This is a genomic window from Sphingomonas quercus, from assembly GCF_018863195.1.
Lineage (GTDB): Bacteria > Pseudomonadota > Alphaproteobacteria > Sphingomonadales > Sphingomonadaceae > Solisphingomonas > Solisphingomonas quercus.
The window spans coordinates 260,174-278,878 of sequence record NZ_JAHKRT010000005.1; the positions used below are offsets into that span (position 1 = coordinate 260,174).

General features: G+C 69.1%; 20 protein-coding genes. 10 read left to right on the forward strand and 10 right to left on the reverse strand.

Going from position 1 to position 18,705, the window contains the following annotated elements:
- Positions 1 to 54: 54 nt before the first annotated feature.
- Positions 55 to 1,332 (reverse strand): DNA-packaging protein, encoded by a 1,278-nt coding sequence (locus KOF26_RS11425; RefSeq protein WP_435876853.1) that lies wholly within the window; start codon positions 1,330 to 1,332, stop codon positions 55 to 57.
- Between the two features lie 32 nt (positions 1,333 to 1,364).
- A complete protein-coding gene (locus KOF26_RS11430) occupies positions 1,365 to 1,817 on the reverse strand; it encodes a hypothetical protein (RefSeq protein WP_216324766.1) in 453 nt (150 codons plus the stop codon).
- A 218-nt stretch (positions 1,818 to 2,035) separates the two neighbouring features.
- Between KOF26_RS11430 and KOF26_RS11435 the strand changes: the two genes are divergently transcribed.
- Positions 2,036 to 2,656 carry a DJ-1/PfpI family protein gene (locus KOF26_RS11435; protein ID WP_216324769.1) on the forward strand — a complete coding sequence of 207 codons (621 nt, stop codon included), beginning with the start codon at positions 2,036 to 2,038 and terminating at the stop codon, positions 2,654 to 2,656.
- Here KOF26_RS11435 and KOF26_RS11440 read toward each other — a convergent pair.
- Positions 2,653 to 3,177: a GNAT family N-acetyltransferase gene (locus KOF26_RS11440; RefSeq protein ID WP_216324772.1), complete on the reverse strand. Its 525-nt coding sequence runs from the start codon at positions 3,175 to 3,177 to the stop codon at positions 2,653 to 2,655. The two genes, KOF26_RS11435 and KOF26_RS11440, sit on opposite strands and share 4 nt — an antisense overlap.
- A complete protein-coding gene (locus KOF26_RS11445; protein WP_216324775.1) occupies positions 3,177 to 5,042 on the reverse strand; it encodes an ABC-F family ATP-binding cassette domain-containing protein in 1,866 nt (621 codons plus the stop codon). The genes KOF26_RS11440 and KOF26_RS11445 overlap by 1 nt, the downstream gene beginning before the upstream one ends.
- Before the next feature lie 56 nt (positions 5,043 to 5,098).
- On the opposite strand from KOF26_RS11445, the gene KOF26_RS11450 reads away from it, so the two are divergent.
- Together KOF26_RS11450 and KOF26_RS11455 are read left to right on the forward strand one after the other, a co-directional pair.
- Positions 5,099 to 5,353 carry a hypothetical protein gene (locus KOF26_RS11450; RefSeq protein WP_216324777.1) on the forward strand — a complete coding sequence of 85 codons (255 nt, stop codon included), beginning with the start codon at positions 5,099 to 5,101 and terminating at the stop codon, positions 5,351 to 5,353.
- A gap of 159 nt (positions 5,354 to 5,512) precedes the next feature.
- Entirely contained in the window at positions 5,513 to 6,028 is a 516-nt protein-coding gene (locus tag KOF26_RS11455; protein ID WP_216324781.1) for an FxDxF family PEP-CTERM protein, read from the forward strand.
- 43 nt (positions 6,029 to 6,071) lie between these two features.
- Here the strand turns inward: KOF26_RS11455 and KOF26_RS11460 are convergent, their stop codons facing one another.
- Both KOF26_RS11460 and KOF26_RS11465 read right to left on the reverse strand, forming a co-directional pair.
- Positions 6,072 to 7,529, reverse strand: a complete 1,458-nt coding sequence (locus tag KOF26_RS11460) for an AMP nucleosidase (RefSeq protein WP_216324930.1) — start codon at positions 7,527 to 7,529, stop codon at positions 6,072 to 6,074.
- Between the two features lie 205 nt (positions 7,530 to 7,734).
- Positions 7,735 to 8,250 (reverse strand): DUF6456 domain-containing protein, encoded by a 516-nt coding sequence (locus tag KOF26_RS11465; RefSeq protein WP_253201353.1) that lies wholly within the window; start codon positions 8,248 to 8,250, stop codon positions 7,735 to 7,737.
- A 97-nt stretch (positions 8,251 to 8,347) separates the two neighbouring features.
- Between KOF26_RS11465 and KOF26_RS11470 the strand changes: the two genes are divergently transcribed.
- On the forward strand, positions 8,348 to 8,911 hold the full coding sequence (locus KOF26_RS11470) for a helix-turn-helix domain-containing protein (protein WP_216324784.1): 564 nt from the start codon (positions 8,348 to 8,350) through the stop codon (positions 8,909 to 8,911).
- 35 nt (positions 8,912 to 8,946) lie between these two features.
- Here the strand turns inward: KOF26_RS11470 and KOF26_RS11475 are convergent, their stop codons facing one another.
- Together KOF26_RS11475 and KOF26_RS11480 are read right to left on the reverse strand one after the other, a co-directional pair.
- Entirely contained in the window at positions 8,947 to 9,450 is a 504-nt protein-coding gene (locus tag KOF26_RS11475; RefSeq protein WP_216324787.1) for a Fur family transcriptional regulator, read from the reverse strand.
- A gap of 42 nt (positions 9,451 to 9,492) precedes the next feature.
- Positions 9,493 to 9,906 (reverse strand): MerC domain-containing protein, encoded by a 414-nt coding sequence (locus tag KOF26_RS11480; protein WP_216324790.1) that lies wholly within the window; start codon positions 9,904 to 9,906, stop codon positions 9,493 to 9,495.
- 100 nt (positions 9,907 to 10,006) lie between these two features.
- Here KOF26_RS11480 and KOF26_RS11485 point away from each other — a divergent pair, with 100 nt between their 5' ends.
- The 5 genes from KOF26_RS11485 to KOF26_RS11505 all read left to right on the forward strand — a co-directional run bounded on the left by KOF26_RS11485 (position 10,007) and on the right by KOF26_RS11505 (position 13,377).
- Positions 10,007 to 11,032 carry a COX15/CtaA family protein gene (locus tag KOF26_RS11485; RefSeq protein ID WP_216324793.1) on the forward strand — a complete coding sequence of 342 codons (1,026 nt, stop codon included), beginning with the start codon at positions 10,007 to 10,009 and terminating at the stop codon, positions 11,030 to 11,032.
- Positions 11,029 to 11,358 (forward strand): divalent-cation tolerance protein CutA, encoded by a 330-nt coding sequence (gene cutA, locus KOF26_RS11490; protein WP_216324795.1) that lies wholly within the window; start codon positions 11,029 to 11,031, stop codon positions 11,356 to 11,358. Before KOF26_RS11485 ends, cutA begins: the two co-directional genes overlap by 4 nt.
- A 128-nt stretch (positions 11,359 to 11,486) precedes the next feature.
- Complete coding sequence (rplM, locus tag KOF26_RS11495) at positions 11,487 to 11,966, forward strand: 50S ribosomal protein L13 (protein ID WP_216324798.1); 480 nt, start codon at positions 11,487 to 11,489, stop codon at positions 11,964 to 11,966.
- 1 nt (position 11,967) lies between these two features.
- Positions 11,968 to 12,540 (forward strand): 30S ribosomal protein S9, encoded by a 573-nt coding sequence (gene rpsI / locus KOF26_RS11500; RefSeq protein WP_253201354.1) that lies wholly within the window; start codon positions 11,968 to 11,970, stop codon positions 12,538 to 12,540.
- 216 nt (positions 12,541 to 12,756) lie between these two features.
- Positions 12,757 to 13,377, forward strand: coding sequence for a glycoside hydrolase family 19 protein (locus KOF26_RS11505; protein ID WP_216324801.1), 621 nt, complete (start codon positions 12,757 to 12,759; stop codon positions 13,375 to 13,377).
- Positions 13,378 to 14,882: 1,505 nt separating this feature from the next.
- Here KOF26_RS11505 and KOF26_RS11510 read toward each other — a convergent pair.
- Together KOF26_RS11510 and KOF26_RS11515 are read right to left on the reverse strand one after the other, a co-directional pair.
- Positions 14,883 to 15,686, reverse strand: a complete 804-nt coding sequence (locus KOF26_RS11510) for an aspartyl/asparaginyl beta-hydroxylase domain-containing protein (protein WP_216324804.1) — start codon at positions 15,684 to 15,686, stop codon at positions 14,883 to 14,885.
- Between the two features lies 1 nt (position 15,687).
- A complete protein-coding gene (locus KOF26_RS11515) occupies positions 15,688 to 17,244 on the reverse strand; it encodes a peptide chain release factor 3 (RefSeq protein ID WP_216324807.1) in 1,557 nt (518 codons plus the stop codon).
- A gap of 84 nt (positions 17,245 to 17,328) precedes the next feature.
- Here KOF26_RS11515 and KOF26_RS11520 point away from each other — a divergent pair, with 84 nt between their 5' ends.
- Positions 17,329 to 18,576, forward strand: coding sequence for a glutamate-5-semialdehyde dehydrogenase (locus tag KOF26_RS11520; protein ID WP_216324809.1), 1,248 nt, complete (start codon positions 17,329 to 17,331; stop codon positions 18,574 to 18,576).
- The last annotated feature ends 129 nt before the right edge of the window (positions 18,577 to 18,705 follow it).

An 18,705-nucleotide genomic window follows, 5' to 3' on the forward strand; every position in this document is an offset into this window, starting at 1 on the left:
TCTATTCAGCATCCACTCATCGTCCCGGAGCGAACATCTGATCTTTCGCGGCACTCACCCGACCAGCCGCATTGCCGGTTCGCCCCTGCGCCCGAGCATCAGCGCGGTCAGCGCCCACACCAGCGCATCGGCCCGATCCGGCGAGCGTCCCGGCCCGCGATAATCGCCGCCGATCGCCAGCCCGCACATCTCATCCTCCAGCGCCGGAAAGGCGCCGACATGCGCCACCCGCCCCGTTTCGTAGAGCGCCGCCACCGGCTCGGCCCGCGCCGCTTTGCCCTGCGAAGCATGCACCAGGGTCACCGGCAGCGCCGCCTCCGCCGCGCGCAACACGCTTTCCACCATCGCCCCGCCATTATTCGCCTCGGCGATGACCCGGTCCGCCTCGTGCCGCCGCGCTGCCGAGGCCACGGCGCGCGCCCAGCCCTCCGGCCCGAGCCCCGCGACGCTCGCATCCTCGATCACATAGGCCCGCCCGTCCGCGCCCAGCGCCGCGACCACGATGCCGCACGCATCGGCGCCGATGCCCGCCGGCGGATCGACGCCGATCACCAGCCGCCGCCGCTCCGCCATCGCCCGCACCCGGCAGCGCTCGATCAGCCCGCGCGACCACAGCGCGCCTTCGACATCCTCGATCAGTTCGCCATCCAGCTCCTGCCGGCCGAGCCGGGTGCCGCCATGGGTCTGCGTCATGCTGCGCACGAAATCCGCCGCGAGATGGGCGCGGTTGTCCGCTGTCCGCCCCCGGGTGATCACCGTGTCGCCGCGCGCCATCAACGCGCGCAGCAGCGGCACCGGGCGCGGCGTCGTCGTCGCCATCGCCCGCGGCTGGCTGCCCAGCCTCAGCCCCATCGTCAGATTGTCCCACGCGGCCTGTCCCTGCGGCCATTTGGCGATCTCGTCGCCCCAGGCGAAATGATGCTGCGGCCCGCGCAGCGTGTCGGGCTCGGCCGCCGAATAAAGATAGGCGGTGGCCCCGCCCGGCCAGCGCAGCCGCCGCAGCGATGGCTCCCAATCCGGCCGCTGTCCCGCCGGCGCAATGGCGAGCAGCCCGCTTTCGCCCTCCACCATCACCGCCCGCGCCTCGGCCAGCGTCGCGCCGACCAGCGCGATGCGCAGCCGTCCGCGCCGCTCGGCAAGGGCGCGGACCCACTCCGCCCCCATCCGCGTCTTGCCGAAGCCGCGACCTGCCATCACCAGCCAGGTTCGCCACTCGCCTTCGGGGGTCGTCTGCCCCGGCCGCCGCCATTTCCGCCAGTCGGCGAGATAGGCCCGCGCCGCCTGCTCGCCCAGCCGCCGGATCAGCGCATCCCGTTCCTCCTTCGGGCTCATCGCCAGCAATTCCGCCGCCGACAGAGCGGCGCTCATGCCTCGCGCATCCGCTCGGCCATCTCGTCGAGCTTGCCGAGCAGCGCCGCCACCGGATCATCACCGACGGCGACCTCGTCGCCCGCCTTGGCCTCCGCCGCTGCCCGCGCCCGCTCGTCCGCGACCGATTTGGCATGCAGCGTGAGCAACGCCATCGCCATCCGGTCGGAGACGCGGCCCGCCGCGGGCTCTTCCACGCCGGCGAGGCCGTTGATCGCGCGTTCCAGCATGGAAAGTTCCAGCCGCGCATAGCCTTCGGCGAGCGCCGTCGCCCACGCCCGGCGGAATGCCGGATTGCGCTGGCGCAATTTGTAGATCGTCGATTCCTGGACCTTCACCGCCCGCGCCGAGGCCGCGACATTGGAGGTCATCGCCAGCGCCGCCAGAAAGTCCTTCTGCTTCCTGGCGCCGAATACGGGGCGCCGGGCCTTCGCACGTTTCTGGACCATGTGATCTCCCGGAAAAGCGAAGGGCCGGTCAGCGGTTGATCACCGCTCCGGCCCTCGACGCAATTTCTCAGCGTTCACGCTATGTGCCATATCAGCGTCACGCTGTCAAGCAGAAAATCACCTATCTGGTTCTCTCGCCTCTTTCGTCGCGCCGAACCTGTTTCAGCATTCCCGCCTTCGCAAGTGACAGACCTTCCCTCTTGCGGTACCCGCCAACCATGCAGATCGCCGTCCTCACCCTCGAAGGTTTCAACGAGCTCGACTCGTTCATCGCCGCCGGCATCCTCAATCGGCTGCGCGGGGCTGGCTGGGCGGCGCACATCACCTCCCCGACAGAGGAAGTCACCTCGATGAACGGCGTCACCGTGCGCCGCCAGCGGCCGCTCGACTTCGTCGCCGAGGCCGATGCCGTCATTCTCGGCAGCGGCATGCGCACCCGCGATTATGCCGCAGACCCTGCCTTCCTGGCCCGCCTGCCCCTCGATCCCTCCCGCCAGCTGATCGCCGCGCAATGCTCCGGCACGCTGTTGCTGGCCAGGCTCGGCCTGATCGGCGCGCTCCCCGCCTGCACCGATCTCACCAGCCGGCCCTGGGTGATCGAGGCGGGCGTCGAGGTGATCGACGCGCCTTTCGTCGCGCATGGCAACGTCGCCACCGCCGGCGGCTGCCTCGCGGCGCATTATCTCGCCGCGTGGATCATCGCCCGCGGCGCCTCCATCGCGGACGCGGAGGCCGCACTCCACTATGTCGCTCCGGTTGGCGAGAAGCAGGCTTATGTCGAGCGTGCCATGGCCGTGCTCGCCCCGTTCCTCGACGGCGCCGTCGCACAAGCCGCCTAGAGCGGCTTGCCCATCCTCACCAGGGGCACCGCCACGCCGCCCGCCGGCGCCGACGCCGTCCGCTCGATCACCGCATAGCCGCACGCCGCGTAAAGTGGCACGCCGGCCAGCGTCGCCATCATCTCGGCGCGGGTGAAGCCCTCGGCCCGCGCCGCCGCCTCGCAATGGGCGAGGATCGCCCGGCCCACGCCACGCCGCGTGTAGGCGGGGTCGGTGTACATCGCCCGGATGCGCGCGGCGTCCCGCCCGGGATCGAGCAAAGCCGCATCGCGCAGCGCGACGCTATGATCGCCGCCATAGAGCGTCGCCCGCCGGCTCCACCCGCCGCAGCCGGCGATGCCGCCATCCAGCTCGGCGACGACATAGGTTCCGTCGGCGATGAGCTGGGTGTCCAGCCCCATCACCGTGCGGCTGGCGACGATCTCCGCGTCCGAAAGGAAATCGCGCTGCAGCTCCGCAATCGCCCTGTCCATCAGCGCGCGCAGCGCCGGCAGGTCCTCGGGCGTCGCGATCCTGATCATCACGCTGCTTCCAGCGCCTCGCTCGCCGCGATCCACGCCACCTCGGCCGCCTCCAGCTTCTCCTCGACTTCGGCGCGCTCCTTCATCAACACCGTCATCGTCTTGGTCTTGTCCTGCGGCGCGGCGTTGGCCGGGTCGAACATCGCCCGGTCGATCTCGCTGCGACGGGCTTCCCACCGGGCTATCGCCGCCTCGGCGTCCTTCGCCTGCTTGCGCAGCGCCTGATTCTTCTCCCGCGCCTCGGCCGCCGCCCGCCGCTCGTCCTTGCGGTTGGCCTTGGGCGCCTCGCCCCGCGCCGCCTCGTTGCCGCCGGACAGGACGAAGTTGGTGTAATCGTCCAGCGTCCCGTCAAACTCCTTCGCCGTCCCGCCATCGACCAGCACCAGCCGGTCGGCGGTCAGCTCCAGCATGTGCCGGTCATGGCTTACCACCACCACCGCGCCGGCATATTCGGCCAGCGCCTGCACCAGCGCCTCGCGCGCATCGACGTCGAGATGGTTGGTCGGCTCGTCGAGGATCAGCATGTGCGGGGCCTCGCGGGTGATCAGCGCCAGCGCGAGCCGCGCCCGCTCACCGCCGGACAGCCGCCCGACCTTGGTCGTCGCCTTGTCGCCCGAAAAGCCGAACCGCCCGAGCTGCGCGCGCACCGCCGCCGGCGTCGCCCCCTTCATCAGCCGCGCCATATGCTCGACCGGCGTATCGTCCGTGTCCAGCTCCTCCACCTGATATTGGGTGAAATAGCCGACCTTCATCTTGCCCGACGCGGTCATCTCCCCGTCCATCGGCTTGAGCTGGCCGGCGAGCAGGCGGGCCAGCGTGGTCTTGCCATTGCCGTTGCGGCCGAGCAGGGCCACGCGGTCATCCGGATCGAGCCGGAAGTTGAGCCGTTGCAGGATCGGCTTGCCGTCATAGCCGACCGCCGCCTGATCCAGCACGATCAGCGGCGGGCGCAATTCGTCCGGGCTCGGGAAATGGAAGGACAGGCTGGGATCGTCGACCAGCTCGGCGATCGGCGCCATTTTCTGAAGCGCCTTGACCCGGCTCTGCGCCTGCTTGGCCTTGCTCGCCTTGGCGCGCCAGCGATCGACGAACGCCTGCAATTTCTGGCGCTCCGCGACCTGCTTGTCGCGCGCGGCGGAAAGCTGGGCCTGCCGCTCGGCGCGCTGCCGCTCGAAGGCGTCATAGCCGCCCGGGTAGAGCGTCAACCCGCCGCGCTCGAGGTGCAGGATATGATCGACGACATTGTTGAGCAGATCGCGCTCGTGACTGACGATCAGGATCGTCGCCCGATAGGAGCGCAGGAAATTCTCCAGCCACAAGGTCGCTTCGAGATCGAGATGGTTGGAAGGCTCATCGAGCAACAGCAGGTCCGGCCCGGAGAACAGCAGCGCCGCCAGCGCCACGCGCATCCGCCAGCCGCCGGAGAAGCTGTCGAGCGGCCGGTGCTGCATCGCCTCGTCGAAGCCGAGGCCGATCAGGATCTTCGCCGCCCGTGCGGGCGCGGCATGGGCGTCGATGGCGTTCAGCCGCTCCTGGATCTCGCCGATGCGATGGATGTCCTCACACGTCTCCGCTTCGATCAGCAGCGCCGCCCGCTCCGTGTCGGCGGCCAGCACGGTCTCGAAAGGCGTCGCCTTGCCCGCCGGTGCCTCCTGCGCGACATAGCCGAGCCGCGCGTCCTTCGGCATCTCGGCGGCGCCCTCGTCCGGCTCCATCTGGCCGGCGATGACCCGCATCAGCGTGGACTTGCCGGCGCCGTTGCGGCCGATCAGGCCGATACGGCCTCTCGGCGGCAGGCTGGCGCTCGCCCGGTCGAGGATGACGCGGCCGCCGAGGCGGACAGTGATTTCACGAAGATTCAGCATGGCGTGCGGCCCCTACCATGCGTTAGCGTGTCGGGAAAACCAGGGAGAGTGCCACCATGGACGTATCGACCGTGAATGTTTGCGAACGCATCGCCCGGGTGTTGGCGGGCCAGCGCATCTCGGCCAATGCCGGTGGCTCCATGGCCTCGGCGGCGGCGGCGGTGGATGCCCACTGGCGCGATCATCTCGCGGACGCCGCCGCCGTTCTGCGCACGCTTCGCGAGCCCGATGCCGCGATGGCCGCGGTCGGCGACGTCGCGATGTGGGAACGCATGATCCTCGCCGCCGTCCGGGAATGCGAACATCAATAATTTTTAAGGATATTCATTAGGATAGCGAACTCTGACCTGTCGCTATCCTTTACAATCCCCTACCTCGTTAACCGCGATTCCGCCCATTCTTCGCGTCTGGCACGGAGTTTGCAATGTCATTCATGCGCCAAGCCGGGGGGTTGGACATGAGAGCTTGGCATGAAGACTTTCCTGTATGTTGCGTCCGCGCTTGCTGCCACCGCCGCGATGGCAGCCCCCGCCTCCGCCACTGATTTCAACCTGACGCTGGTCTCCACCGGCAGCGGCGCCACCACCGGCGTCAGCAACACCGTGACCGAGGGCGAATTCACCGACACCTTCACCTTCTTCTATGATTTCAACGGCTGGGCGAGCGGCTCCTTCACCAACAACATCATCGGCGGCCGGAACATCGATTTCATCAGCATCATGCTGAACGGCGTATCCGGCCTCATCGAAAATCTCCCGGGCGGCACCTCCCGCGCGACGTTCGACAACGTCTTCTTCCAGTCGGGCGAGCAGACGCTGGTCATCAAGGGCACGTCGTTCGGCGGCGCCAGCAGCTATGGCGGCGATATCCAGATCGAGAACGCCGTGCCGGAACCGGCCACCTGGGCGATGATGCTGCTCGGCTTCGGCCTGGTCGGCGCCGGCGCGCGCGGCCGCCGGCGCAACGCCGCGCAGGTCACTGCGTGAGAGGCTGATCGGCCGTCGGCGGCAAGGCCGGCGGCCGGGCCGCTTACCGGAAGGGCGGCTCATCAAAGCTGCGCAGCTTACGGCTGTGCAGCTTCGGCCCTTCGCGGCGCAGCAGGTCCACGGTCTCCAGCCCGATGCGCAGATGCTGGCTGATCGCGCGCTCGTAAAAGCGGTTCGCCTGACCGGGCAGCTTGATCTCGCCGTGCAGCGGCTTGTCCGACACGCACAGCAAGGTCCCGTAGGGCACGCGGAAGCGATAGCCCTGTGCCGCGATCGTCGCGCTTTCCATGTCGATCGCCACCGCGCGGGACTGGTTGAAGCGCCGCGCCGACAGCGTGTAGCGCAATTCCCAGTTGCGATCGTCCGTCGTCACCACCGTGCCGGTGCGCAGCCGCCGCTTGAGCGTGTCGCGCTCCTCCCCGGTCACCGCCTCCGCCGCCTCGAACAGCGCCACCTGTACCTCGGCGATTGCCGGGATCGGCACCTCCACCGGAAGCACGTCGTCCATGACGTGATCGTCGCGCAGATAGGCATGGGCCAGCACATAGTCGCCGATCGACTGGCTGGGCCGCAGCCCTCCGCAATGGCCGATCATCAGCCACGCCTCGGGCCTCAGCACCGCCAGATGGTCGCAGATCGTCTTGGCGTTGGATGGGCCGACGCCGATATTGACGAGGGTCACGCCTCTGCCGTCCCTGGCGATGAGATGATAGGCCGGCATCTGCACCTTGCGCCATCCGGCCTCCTGCACCAGCCGCTCTGCGTCCTGCGTGTCGCGGGTGACGACGACCTGCCCCGCCACCGACAGCGCCTCATAAGGGCTATCCGCCCGCCGCAGCTCGGCCAGCGCCCAGCCGACGAACTCGTCGACATAGCGGATATAGTTGGTGAACAGGATATAGGGCTGCACATGCTCGGCGGGCGTGCCGGTATAGTGGCGGAGGCGCGCGAGGCTGAAATCCACCCGCGGCCCTTCGAACAGCGCCAGCGGCAGCGTGTGGTCGCCCCCCGGCCGCCAAACCCCGTCCGCGATCTCGTCGCCGATATGGGCGAGGCGGGCGGAGGGGAACCAGCGGGCGAGATCGCCCGGCTGGACGCTGTCGAGGTCGAGCCCATCGGCGCCGTCCAGCACATAGGGATAGGGGATTTCCTGATCGGAGAGGGCGACCGAAATCTCCACGGCGTAATCGGTCGCCATCAGCCGCAGCTGCTCGGCCAGATAATCCCGGAACATGCGCGGCCGCGTCACGCTGGTCGCATAGATGCCGGATCGGTTCAGCCGCGCAAAGGCGCGCATCGACGGCGAGCGCGGATATTCCAGCTCATAGACGACGCGCAGCTGCGGATAGGCGAAGGCGCCCGCCGCGCGCTCCTCGGCGCTCGGCGGCGCGCCGCCGGCCATGTAGCGCGCCAGCGCCGCGCGCAGATTGCCGACCGCACGGTCATAGGCGTCGCACAAGGCGTCGAGGATCGCGGGGATCTCATTGACGGTGGTGGGCAGGGTTGGTCTCCTTATTCTCTTATGCCCGTCCTCGCCGCGATCTTCTTCCGTCTTCGTCAGGCCGAGCCTGTTTCACCATCCACCCCGCCGCCGGCTCCCGGGCTCATGGATGCGTGGATGCTGAGCAGGTTCAGCGTGACGGGTCGGGATCGCCCCGGCGATGACGCGCCCTCATAACAGCATTTGGTGACACAATGCAGGCAGCTCAACCGAGCCCGTAGAAATCGGCCAGCCGATCCAGCGCCAGCGTCAGCACCACGCGGCCCGCCCGCGCCGGCCAGCCCAGCGCCTTTTCCGCCGTCTCCATCCCCTGCCCGTCGCACACCACGCGCCACAGCACGTCGGCCAGGCCCGGCCCCACCGCCGCCATCGCCGCGTCGCAGCGGCGCTTCGCCGCGATTTGCGCCAGCGTCGGGTCGAGCGGCGCGTCCGGGCCGCGTGGCACGGAGCCGCGCGGCGCCGCGTCCCAGCGCATCGTCACCCGCGGCCCGAGGCCGGCGATCGTCCAGTCCGCACGCAGCCGCTCGCCCGCCTCGAACTGGCGCGGGCTGACGAGCCCGCGTGATTTCAGCCAGCCGAGCGGCGATTCGGCGAGGTTTACGGTCACGCTGCGCGCCGGCCGCCCCGCCCGGCCGGGCGCCCGGCGCTCGTCGAGGGCACGCTCCGCAAGGAGGCGATTGGGCAGGTCGGCAGAGGTCGGGCCGCGAACGTCGATCGTCATCAAGATCTCCTTTTGTTCCGGCCCGGCGCGGCCCTTGCCACGATCGCCTATTTGTAGGAAAGTGTTTTTACCTATACGGTTCAATGGAGGGCGCTCGATGATCACCGCCATACGCGAGGTGCGTCGCGCCAAGGGGCTGACGCTCCAGGAGGTTGCGGACCGCTGCGCCCCGCCCACCACGGCGCAGACCATCGGGCGGCTGGAGACTGGCACGCGCACCGTCTCGGTCGGCTGGCTGAACCGCATCGCCACCGCCCTGGGCGTCGCCGCGGCGGATCTCGTCACCCTGCCGGATCGCGAGGACGTGCCCGTCGCCGCCACGCTCGGCCCGACCGGCGCCGTTGCGCCCGGCCGCGCGCAGGTCGCCGTCGCGCCGCGCCCCGCCGCCGGCTTCGTGGCGATGAAGGTCGAGGCGAGCATCGGCGATTATCGCGCCGGCGACACGCTCTGGCTGGAACGGATGGCGCCCGAGGCGTTTGGCGCGGCGCTGAATTGCGATGTGCTGGTGCCCCGCCCGGGCGGCCGCTTCGCCTTCGGCCGCCTGCTCCAGCGCGACGCCGACAAGCTCCACCTGCTGCCGCCCGGCGCCGGCAGCCGCCAGCAGGTCGTCACCGGCCCGACCTGGCTCGGCGTGGTGCGGACGCTGGTGCGCGAATTCTAGCCTGCTGACCCGATCAGGTTCGAGGTGACGCCGGATCAGGCCTGAGGCGGGGGCGACTGTTCGCCCTTTGCCACGCAGTTCGCGCAGCGGCCGCGCACCTCGATCACCGGCCGTACCGGCGCGAAACGGGCCTTCTCGGCCGCGGCGCGCACGCCGTTCGACAAATGCTCGTCGTCGATATGGGTGACCTGCCCGCAACTGTCGCAGACCAGGAAGATGCAGTCGTGCCGGCAGCCCGGATGCGTGTTCGCGACATAGGCGTTGGCGCTCTCCACCCGGAGCGCGAGGTTGCTGGCCACGAACAGGTCGAGAATGCGGTAGATGCTGTTCGCCGCCACCCGCCGCCCGCGCGCCGCGCCGACCGCTTCGGCGATGTCGTAGGCGGACGCCGGCCGCGAGAAGCCGGCCAGCGCCGTGAACACCGCGGCGCGCATCTCGGTCCACTGCTCGCCGGCTTTCTCCAGCGACTCGCGCGCGGCATGCTCCAGCGAGGCGCCGCGGTGCATCTCATGCACATGGTCATGGGCGTTGCGGGCCATGCCCAATAGCTAATTCCTGGGGGGCCGCTCCGCAAGCGCGGCTCAGGACAGGGCCAGCGACGCCTTGCGATTGAGGTGGTGGCCGAAGGCGAGGACGGACACGCCGATCATCGTCGCGATCATCTCCGGCGTGCCGTGGGGCAGCATCAGCGCCACCCCCATCAGCACCAGCCCGACCGCGCCGACCAGCGCCGGCAGCAGCGCGCCGTGCCGGCACAGGCCGGTTCCCAGCGCCACCGCGCCGATCGCGAGGGCGAGGGCGAGGCCCACTTCATGCACGCCATGGCCGAACATCGCCCCGCCGGTGCTGGCGAGCAACGCGACCAGCGCGGCGCTTCCCGCGCAATGCACCAGGCACAGGCCGGACAGCAGGATCGCCGCCCGGTCCAGCCAGAAGCCCTTGCCCGAATGCCAGAAGCCCTCGCCCGAATGGTGGTGGTGATCATGTCCAGCCATGTCGCCCCTGTGCCACGAACCAGCGGACGTTACAACATATCATTGATGGATTTTGTGCGGCTGTTGCACAGGCGCCGAGGGCGGCGCATAGCGCGCGTCCATGCTGCTCAAGCGTCCGCACGCCTCCTCGCCCGCGCCCCGCGCGATTGCCCGCTGGCTGCTGATCGTGGCGGCGATGGTTTTCCTGATGGTGGTGGTGGGCGGGATCACCCGTCTCACCGAATCGGGTTTGTCGATGACGCGGTGGGAGCCGGTGTCCGGCACCATTCCGCCGCTCACCGACAAGGCCTGGGCGGCCGAGTTCGCCTCCTATCAGGCGACGCCCGAATATCAGAAGATCAACCGTGGCATGGATCTGGCCGGGTTCAAGCGCATCTTCTTCTGGGAATATCTGCATCGGCTGATCGCGCGGACGATCGGGATCGTGTTCGCCCTGCCCTTGCTGTGGTTCTGGTGGCGGCGGAACATTCCGTCCGGCTATGGCGGGCGGCTCGTCGGCCTGCTCGCGCTCGGCGGACTGCAAGGGGTGATCGGCTGGTGGATGGTCGCCTCCGGGCTGATCGACAGGCCGGACGTCAGCCATCTCCGTCTCGCCACCCATTTGCTGATGGCGCTGTTCATCTTCGCCTGCACGATCTGGACGGCGCTCGACCTTCGCGGCAGCGGCCGCCCCGCCCGGCTCGGCCTCCGATCGCTGGCGCTGATCCTGGTCCTCGCCGTGCAGATCATGCTCGGCGCGTTCACCGCCGGGCTCGATGCGGGCTACGCTTATGCCAGCTGGCCGAAGATGGGCGATAGCTGGTTCCCCGAGGGCGGCTGGCATCAGGGCTGGTCGCTGCTCGCCAATGCCGTCGATAATCCGGTGGTCGTGCAGTTCATCCATCGCTGGTTTGCCTGGATCGCCGCCGCCGCGGTGGTGACGATGGCGGTGCGCGCCAGCCGCCGCCGGGCGAAGGGCGCGGCCCATGCGCTGGCGACGATCGTCGCCGTTCAGATCGCCCTCGGCATCGCCACCCTGCTCACCGGCGTCGACATCGTCATCGCCGTTGCCCACCAGGCGGTGGCGGCCCTGTTGCTGGCGACGATGGTCTATGCCGCCCACCGCATCGGCCGCGGGGCGCGGTGACCGACGCCGCGGTCACCGTCTACGCCGTTTTCGCCGACCGCGCCGAGGCCGAGCGCATCGCCCGGCAGATGGTGGAGGCGCGGCTCGCCGCCTGCGCCAACATCCTCGCCCCCTGCCGCTCCATCTATCGCTGGCAGGGCGCGGTGGAGGCGGCCGAGGAAATCCCGGCCCTGTTCAAGACCTGCGCTGATCTCGCCGCGCCGCTGATCGCCGCCATCGCCGCCCTGCACAGCTATGAGGTGCCGGCGGTCGTTCGCTGGGACATCGCCGACGCCGACCCTGCCTATGCCGCGTGGATCGCCGCCGAAACCGGCCGAAAAGCCTGAGGTATCCAGATACCTCTCGTCAAAACCCCGGATTTGCTTGACCGAATCGGCCCATTCTTGCATGAGCCCGCTCGCAGACGCCGCTCCGGCAAGGGGCGGCGCTTATCGTTTGAAGAGGTAGTGGCCCCATGAAGGCGCTCATGAAGACGACGAAGTCGGCGACCCCGTCGACCGTCGAGAAGAAGTGGCATCTCATCGATGCCGAAGGCCTGGTGGTCGGCCGCGTGGCCTCGATCATCGCCAACATCCTGCGCGGCAAGCATAAGCCGAGCTTCACGCCCCACATTGATTGCGGTGACAATGTCATCGTCATCAATGCGGAGAAGGTGCGCTTCACCGGCAAGAAGGCGTCGCAGAAGATCTATTATCGCCACACCGGCTATGCCGGCGGCATCAAGGAAACCCGCGCCGACAAGGTGCTGGAGGGCCGCTTCCCCGAGCGCGTGCTGGAAAAGGCCGTCGAGCGGATGATCCCGCGCGGTCCGCTGGGCCGCCAGCAGATGCGCAACCTGCGCGTCTTCAAGGGTCCGGAGCATGACCACGCCGCCCAGAACCCGACCGTCCTCGACGTCGCGTCGATGAACCGCAAGAACAAGGTTGGCGCCTGATATGACCGACACTTCTGACAACCGCCAGTCGCTGGCGGACCTCGCGGCGCTGACCGGCCAGGCCGCTCCCGCCGCTCCGCAGGCCGTGCAGTCGCCCGTCACCGCTCCGGCGTCGGACGAAGCGCCTGCCGCGCCGATCGCACCCGAGGCGCCGCCCGCCCCGCTGCGCGAGCGTATCGTCGATGCGCTGGGCCGCTCCTATGCCACCGGCCGCCGCAAGGACGCCGTCGCCCGCGTCTGGCTGAAGCCGGGCACCGGCAAGATCACGATCAACGGTCGTGACCAGGAAGTCTATTTCGCGCGTCCGACGCTGCGTCTCGTCATCAACCAGCCGTTCGGCGTCGCCGAGCGTGAGGGCCAGTATGACGTGGTCTGCACCGTGAAGGGCGGCGGCCTCTCCGGTCAGGCCGGTGCCGTGAAGCACGGCATCGCCCAGGCGCTGACCCGCTACGAGCCGATCCTGCGCACGCCGGTGAAGCGCGCCGGCTTCCTCACCCGCGACAGCCGCGCGGTGGAGCGCAAGAAGTATGGCCGCGCCAAGGCGCGTCGCAGCTTCCAGTTCTCGAAGCGCTAAGCGCCTCGCCGAACAGGCTTGCAGAAAGGGCGGTCCCGGCATGCCGGGGCCGCCCTTTCTTTATTTGGGCAGCTATCAGGCGACTGGCCTCACCCCCGGTCATGCCAATCCGTTTCCACTATGACGAAGAAAGTCGGAAAGGGGGCACCCCCCTTTTCTTGACTTGTAGGATAGCCTACTATCCCTGGCTTCCCCTCGTCATGATCGGAGGGGCATATGTTCGTCACATTGAAGCAGCTTCAGACGCTCTTTCCGCGCGCGCCGCAGGCCGGTCTTACCGCCTTCGCCGCGCAGGCGCCGGACCTCTTCCCGCGCTTCGGCCTGACCGGCGGTGCGCACCGCATTCCCTATTTCCTCGCCCAGATCGCCCATGAATCCGCCGGCCTCACCTGCACCGAGGAAAGGCTCAGCTATTCGGCCGAGCGGCTGATGGCGGTGTGGCCGGGGCGCTTCCCGACGCTCGCCGCCGCCCGGGCTTGCGCCGGCCAACCGGAGAAGCTCGCTGCCCTGGTCTATGCAGGCCGCATGGGCAATGGCCCGGTCGAAAGCGGCGACGGCTGGCGTTATCGCGGCCGCGGCTATCTGCAGATCACCGGCCGCGCCAATTATCAGGCGCTCTGCGCGCCCACGGGCATCGACCTCATCGCCGATCCTGATCGCGCCGCCGCGCCGGACGGCGCGCTCGCCGTCGCCTGCGCCTTCTGGCAGGGCCATGGCCTCAACGCGCTGAGCGACAAGGGCGACTTCGCCGCCGTCACCCGCCGCATCAACGGCGGGGTGATCGGCCTCGAGGACCGTCGCAACTGGCTGGCCAAGGTCGAGCGGGTGCTCGGCTGAAGGCAGGTCGTTACGGGCGGTTAACCCTGTTTGATTATGCGACGGGCGGATGACCCGGCGCACCTTGTTGACCCTCGCCCTTGTCGGCTTCGCGGCGCTGCTGCCGAGTTTCCTGTGGGGGCCGGGCAAGACCCATGACTATCAATACGCCTATCTGTGGACGCAGCATTTCGGCGAGCAGATGGCGGCGGGACACGTTTACGAACGCTGGCTGCCGCACAGTTTCGAGGGGCTGGGCAGCCCGAGCTTCTATTTCTATCCGCCGCTCGCTTATTGGGTCACCGGCGCCATCGTCGCGCTCGGCGTGCCGGTCCCGCAGGCCATCAACCTCGGCGCGCTGGCGCTGCTGGTCGCCTCGGGGCTGGCCATGCACAGGTGGCTGGCCGAGCGTGCCCCGCCGGCATCTGCGCTGGGCGGCGCCATCTGCTACATGGTCGCGCCCTATCATCTTTATGACTTCTACGTGCGAGGCGCGCTCGCGGAATTCGCCGCCTTCATCTGGCTGCCGCTGATCGCGCTGGCCATCGACCGGCTGCCGACGCGGCGCGGCACGCTGCTGCTGGCGGCGAGCTTTGCCGGCCTGTTGATCACCCATTTGCCGATGGCGATGCTGACGGGCCTGTTCCTGGTCGCGCCGCTGCTCGTCGCCCGCTGCCGCCGCGACGCCGCGATCCTGCTGCCGGCCGCCGGGGCGGGGCTGCTGTCGGCGGCGGCCGCCGCCTTCTACCTGCTCCCGGTCCTCACCCTCCAGGACCATGTCTCGATCGCGATGCTGTGGACCACGGACCAGGCCTCGACCTGGTCGATCTGGAGCGTCCACCCCGCTCTCTTCCCGAGCCTCAGCGTCGCTCTCATCCTGCTGGCCCGGCCGGTGCGCTCGCTGTGGGGCGGCATCGTCGCGGTGACGGCGATCGCCGCGCTCGGGCTGATCCCGCTGCTGTGGGAGATCGCGATCCTCGACAAGGTGCAGTTCCCGTGGCGGCTGTTCTGCATCGCGGAGTTCGCCGCCGTCACCGCGATGGTCCGCCACCGCGCGCGCCCGCTGCTGACGGCGCCGGGGCGGACCCTGCTGATTTTCCCCTATCTCGCCACTGCCTTCACCGCCGCCGCCTATATGCGCGCGCCGATCGACTATGCGACGATTGATCGCATCGGCCCCGATGCCGTCGAATATCTGCCGGCGGGCTTCGACACCAAGCGCGTCCGACGGGACGCGCTCGTCCATCGCCGCCTCGATGCCGATGCGTGGCGTAGCCTGCCGCGCGGCGACACGATCCGCGTCACCCGGACCGGCCCGGTGACGATCGGTCGCGCCGCCTTCCCGATCTGGCAGGTGATGCGCGAGGGCACGGCGGTGCCGTCGACCGGCCCGCTGATCCGCTTCGACGCCACGCCGGGCGTCTACCGCGTCGTGCGCGTCGCGTTGTGGCAGGAACGCTGGGGCGCGGCGATCAGCCTTGCCGCTCTCGCTCTCTTCGTGCTGCTGGCCCTGCCCGGGGCGTCGCTCAGACGCCTTTGCCGTCGGCCCATTGGCGTACGCCGCGTCGGGCATCCTGCACGAAGCGGGAATGCCGCACGCCCGACAGGAACGCCCGGCCGAGCAGCCAGCCGATCGGCCCCACCGGCCGCCTGAACTGGATGAGCAGCACGATGCGGGTCTCGTCCGTGTCGTTCAGAACTTCGTGATTGTACATGTCGTCGAACACGAAGGCCTTGCCTTCCTCCCAGCCGCGATACTGGTCGCCGACGCGGATCTGGCAGCGCTCCGCCGCCTTGGGCACCTGCAGGCCGAGATGGCAGACGAGGATCGCCTTGGTGACGCCGGTATGGGCCGGAATGTGCGTACCCGGCACCAGCACCGAAAAGAGCGCGGTGTTCAGGCCCGGCACCTTGCGCAGCAGCGCCGCCGTCTTCGGGCAGCGCGTCAGATTCTCCGGCAGCTCATAGCCATAGCCGTGCAGGAAGAAGGAGCGCCACCGCCCCGCCGGCGCGATCCGCCGGTGATCGGGCGAGATGGCGGCGAGCGGCGGCACCTTGTCGAGATCCTGCAGCACCACCGCCGCCTCGTCGCGGATCGACTCCCAGTTGGCCTCCAGCTCGGCCACCCATGGGAACAGCGCCTTGTCGAAAAAGGCCGGATTGCCGACGCGCGAAGACCGCGCCACCGCATCGTTGACGCGCGGCTGCGCCCATTTGCCGAAGCGCATGAACAGCGACAGCTTCGGGATCATCGTCTTGGCAGGCTTCGGCGCCGCCTCGTCCTGGCGCAGCCGGTCGACGCCGGCGGCGAAATGCTCGGCCTCGGCCATGTCAGGATCGCTCGCGCGTCGCCGTGAAGCGGACCGCGGGTGTCCGCTCCGCGGTGTAGTTCAATTCCCAGGCGTCGCGCGCCAGATAGACGGGGGAGCCGTCCCGATCTTCCGCCATGGCCGCTTTCTTTCCCTCCATGAACGCCTTCAGCGTGGCCGGATCGTCGGCGGAAATCCAGCGCGCCGTCTCATACGGCGCCGGCTCGAACTCTGCGGCGACATTATATTCCGCCTGAAGGCGCGAGATCAGCACCTCCAGCTGCAACTGCCCGACGACGCCGACGATCCATTGCGAGCCGATCATCGGCTTGAACAACTGGGTCACGCCCTCTTCGGCCATGTCGTTGAGCGCGGTACGCAGCTGCTTGGTCTTGGTCGGATCGAGCAGGCGCACGCGGCGCAGGATTTCCGGCGCGAAATTCGGAATGCCGGTGAAGGTGATCGCCTCCCCCTCGGTCAGCGTATCGCCGACGCGCAGCACGCCATGATTGGGAATGCCGATGATGTCGCCCGGAAATGCGGTGTCGGCGATCTCGCGATCCTGGGCGAAGAAGAAGATCGGCGAGTTGATCGCGATCGCCTTGCCGGTCTGCACCTGTTTCAGCTTCATGCCGCGGCGGAACGTGCCCGAGCAGATGCGCATGAAGGCGATGCGGTCGCGGTGCTGCGGGTTCATGTTGGCCTGCACCTTGAACACGAAGCCGGCGACATTGGGCTCCTCCGGCGCCACCGCGCGCGGGGTGGCCGGCTGCGGGCGCGGCGGCGGCGCGAAACTCGCCAGCGCCTCGATCAGCGCCTCGACGCCATATTCGCGCAGCGCCGAGCCGAAGAACACCGGCGTCTGGCTGCCCGCGCGATATTCGGCGACGTCGAATTCCGGGTAGCCGATCGCGGCCAGCTCCGTCTCCTCCCGCAGCGCCTCGAGCCGTTCGGCAGACAATAATCCCTCCAGAGCGGGATCATCCAGCCCGGCAAGACGATGCAGGCTGCCGTCGGGCCTGGTCAGGCTTTGCTCGCGGAAATCCCACAGTCCTTCATGCTGGCCGCCCAGGCCGACCGGCCAGTTCATCGGCACCACGTCGAGCGCCAGCGTGTCGGCGATCTCGTCGAGGGTGGCGAAGGGGTCGCGGCCTTCGCGGTCGACCTTGTTGACGAAAGTGATGATCGGCACGTCGCGCAGGCGGCAGACCTCGAACAGCTTGCGGGTCTGCGCCTCGATGCCGCGCGCCGCGTCGATCACCATCACCGCGGAATCGACGGCGGTGAGCGTGCGATAGGTGTCCTCGCTGAAATCCTCGTGGCCGGGCGTGTCGAGCAGATTGAACGTCAACCCCTTGCGCTCGAAGGTCATCACCGAGGAGGTGACGGAGATGCCGCGCTGCTGCTCAATCTTCATCCAGTCCGAACGCGCCCGGCGATTGGCGCCGCGCGCCTTCACCTCGCCGGCGAGATGGATCGCGCCGCCGGAGAGCAGCAGCTTCTCGGTGAGCGTCGTCTTGCCGGCGTCGGGGTGGGAGATGATCGCGAAGGTGCGGCGATCGGAAACGGGATCGGTCATGGGGCGCAGATAGAGGGTGTTTTGCTCGCGCGAAAGGCCGCGCGATTGTGCCGTGACGCGCCGCCATGCTACCGGCCGCCCATTATGACCGATGCAACCGCTCTTATCGCCGACATGGCCACGCGCGCACGACAGGCGGGCCATGTCCTCGCCAACGCGCCGACGGCGAGCAAGGCGGAGGCGCTGCGCATCGCCGCCGCCGCGCTCCGCCGGGATGCGGCCGGCGTGCTCGCCGCCAATGCCGAGGATATGGCCCGCGCCGCCCATCTTTCCCCGGCGATGCGCGACCGCCTCAAACTGGACGAGAGGCGCCTGGAGGGCGTCGCCGCCGCTCTGGAGGACGTCGCCCGCCTGCCCGATCCGGTGGGCGTGGTGATCGACAGCGCCGAGCGGCCGAACGGCCTGCGGCTGTCGCGGGTACGCGTGCCGATCGGCGTGATCGCGATCATCTACGAGAGCCGCCCCAATGTGACGGCCGATGCCGGCGCGCTGGCGATGATGTCCGGCAACGCCGTCATCCTGCGCGGCGGCTCGGAGGCGCGGTCCAGCAACGCTGCGATCCATGCCGCCCTGGTCGAGGGGCTGGAGGGCGCCGGCCTGCCTGCCGATGCCGTGCAGCTGGTGCCGACGACCGACCGCGCAGCGGTCGGCGCGCTGCTCGCCGCCCATGGCCTTATCGACCTCGTCGTGCCGCGCGGCGGCAAGTCGCTGGTGGCGCGCGTGCAGGACGAGGCACGCGTGCCGGTGCTCGCTCATCTCGACGGCATCAACCACCTCTACGTTGACGCCGCCGCCGATCCGGCGATGGCGGCGACGCTGGCGGTCAACGCCAAGATGCGCCGCACCGGCGTCTGCGGCGCCACCGAGACGCTGCTGATCGACCGGCGCTTCGGCGAGGGCGCGCGCGTCGCCGATGCGCTGATCGCGGCGGGCTGCGAGCTGCGCGGCGACGCCGCCGCCCGCGCGCTCGATCCGCGCATCGTCGCCGCCAGCGATCTCGACTGGGACACCGAATATCTCGACGCGATCTGCGCCGTAGCCGTGGTCGACGGCGTCGAGGGCGCGATGGCCCATATCGCCGCCCACGGCTCGCATCACACCGATGCCATCATCACCGCCGACGAGCCGACCGCGCGGCGCTTCCTCGCCGAGGTCGATTCGGCGATCGTGATGTGGAACGCGTCGACCCAGTTCGCCGATGGCGGAGAATTCGGGCTCGGCGCGGAGATTGGTATCTCCACCGGCCGCCTGCACGCGCGCGGCCCGGTCGCGCTGGAAGGGCTCACCACCTATAAGTGGCAGGTCGTCGGCACCGGCCAGACCCGACCCTGACCGGCGAGGGCCGACCGTGAAACCCCCGTTCGCCCCGAGCAGGCGTTGAGCTTGTCGAAATGCCGCAGCGAAGGGTCCGGCCGGACCGGCCCTTCGAGACGAAGCTCCGACAGGCCCGGCCTCTGCCCG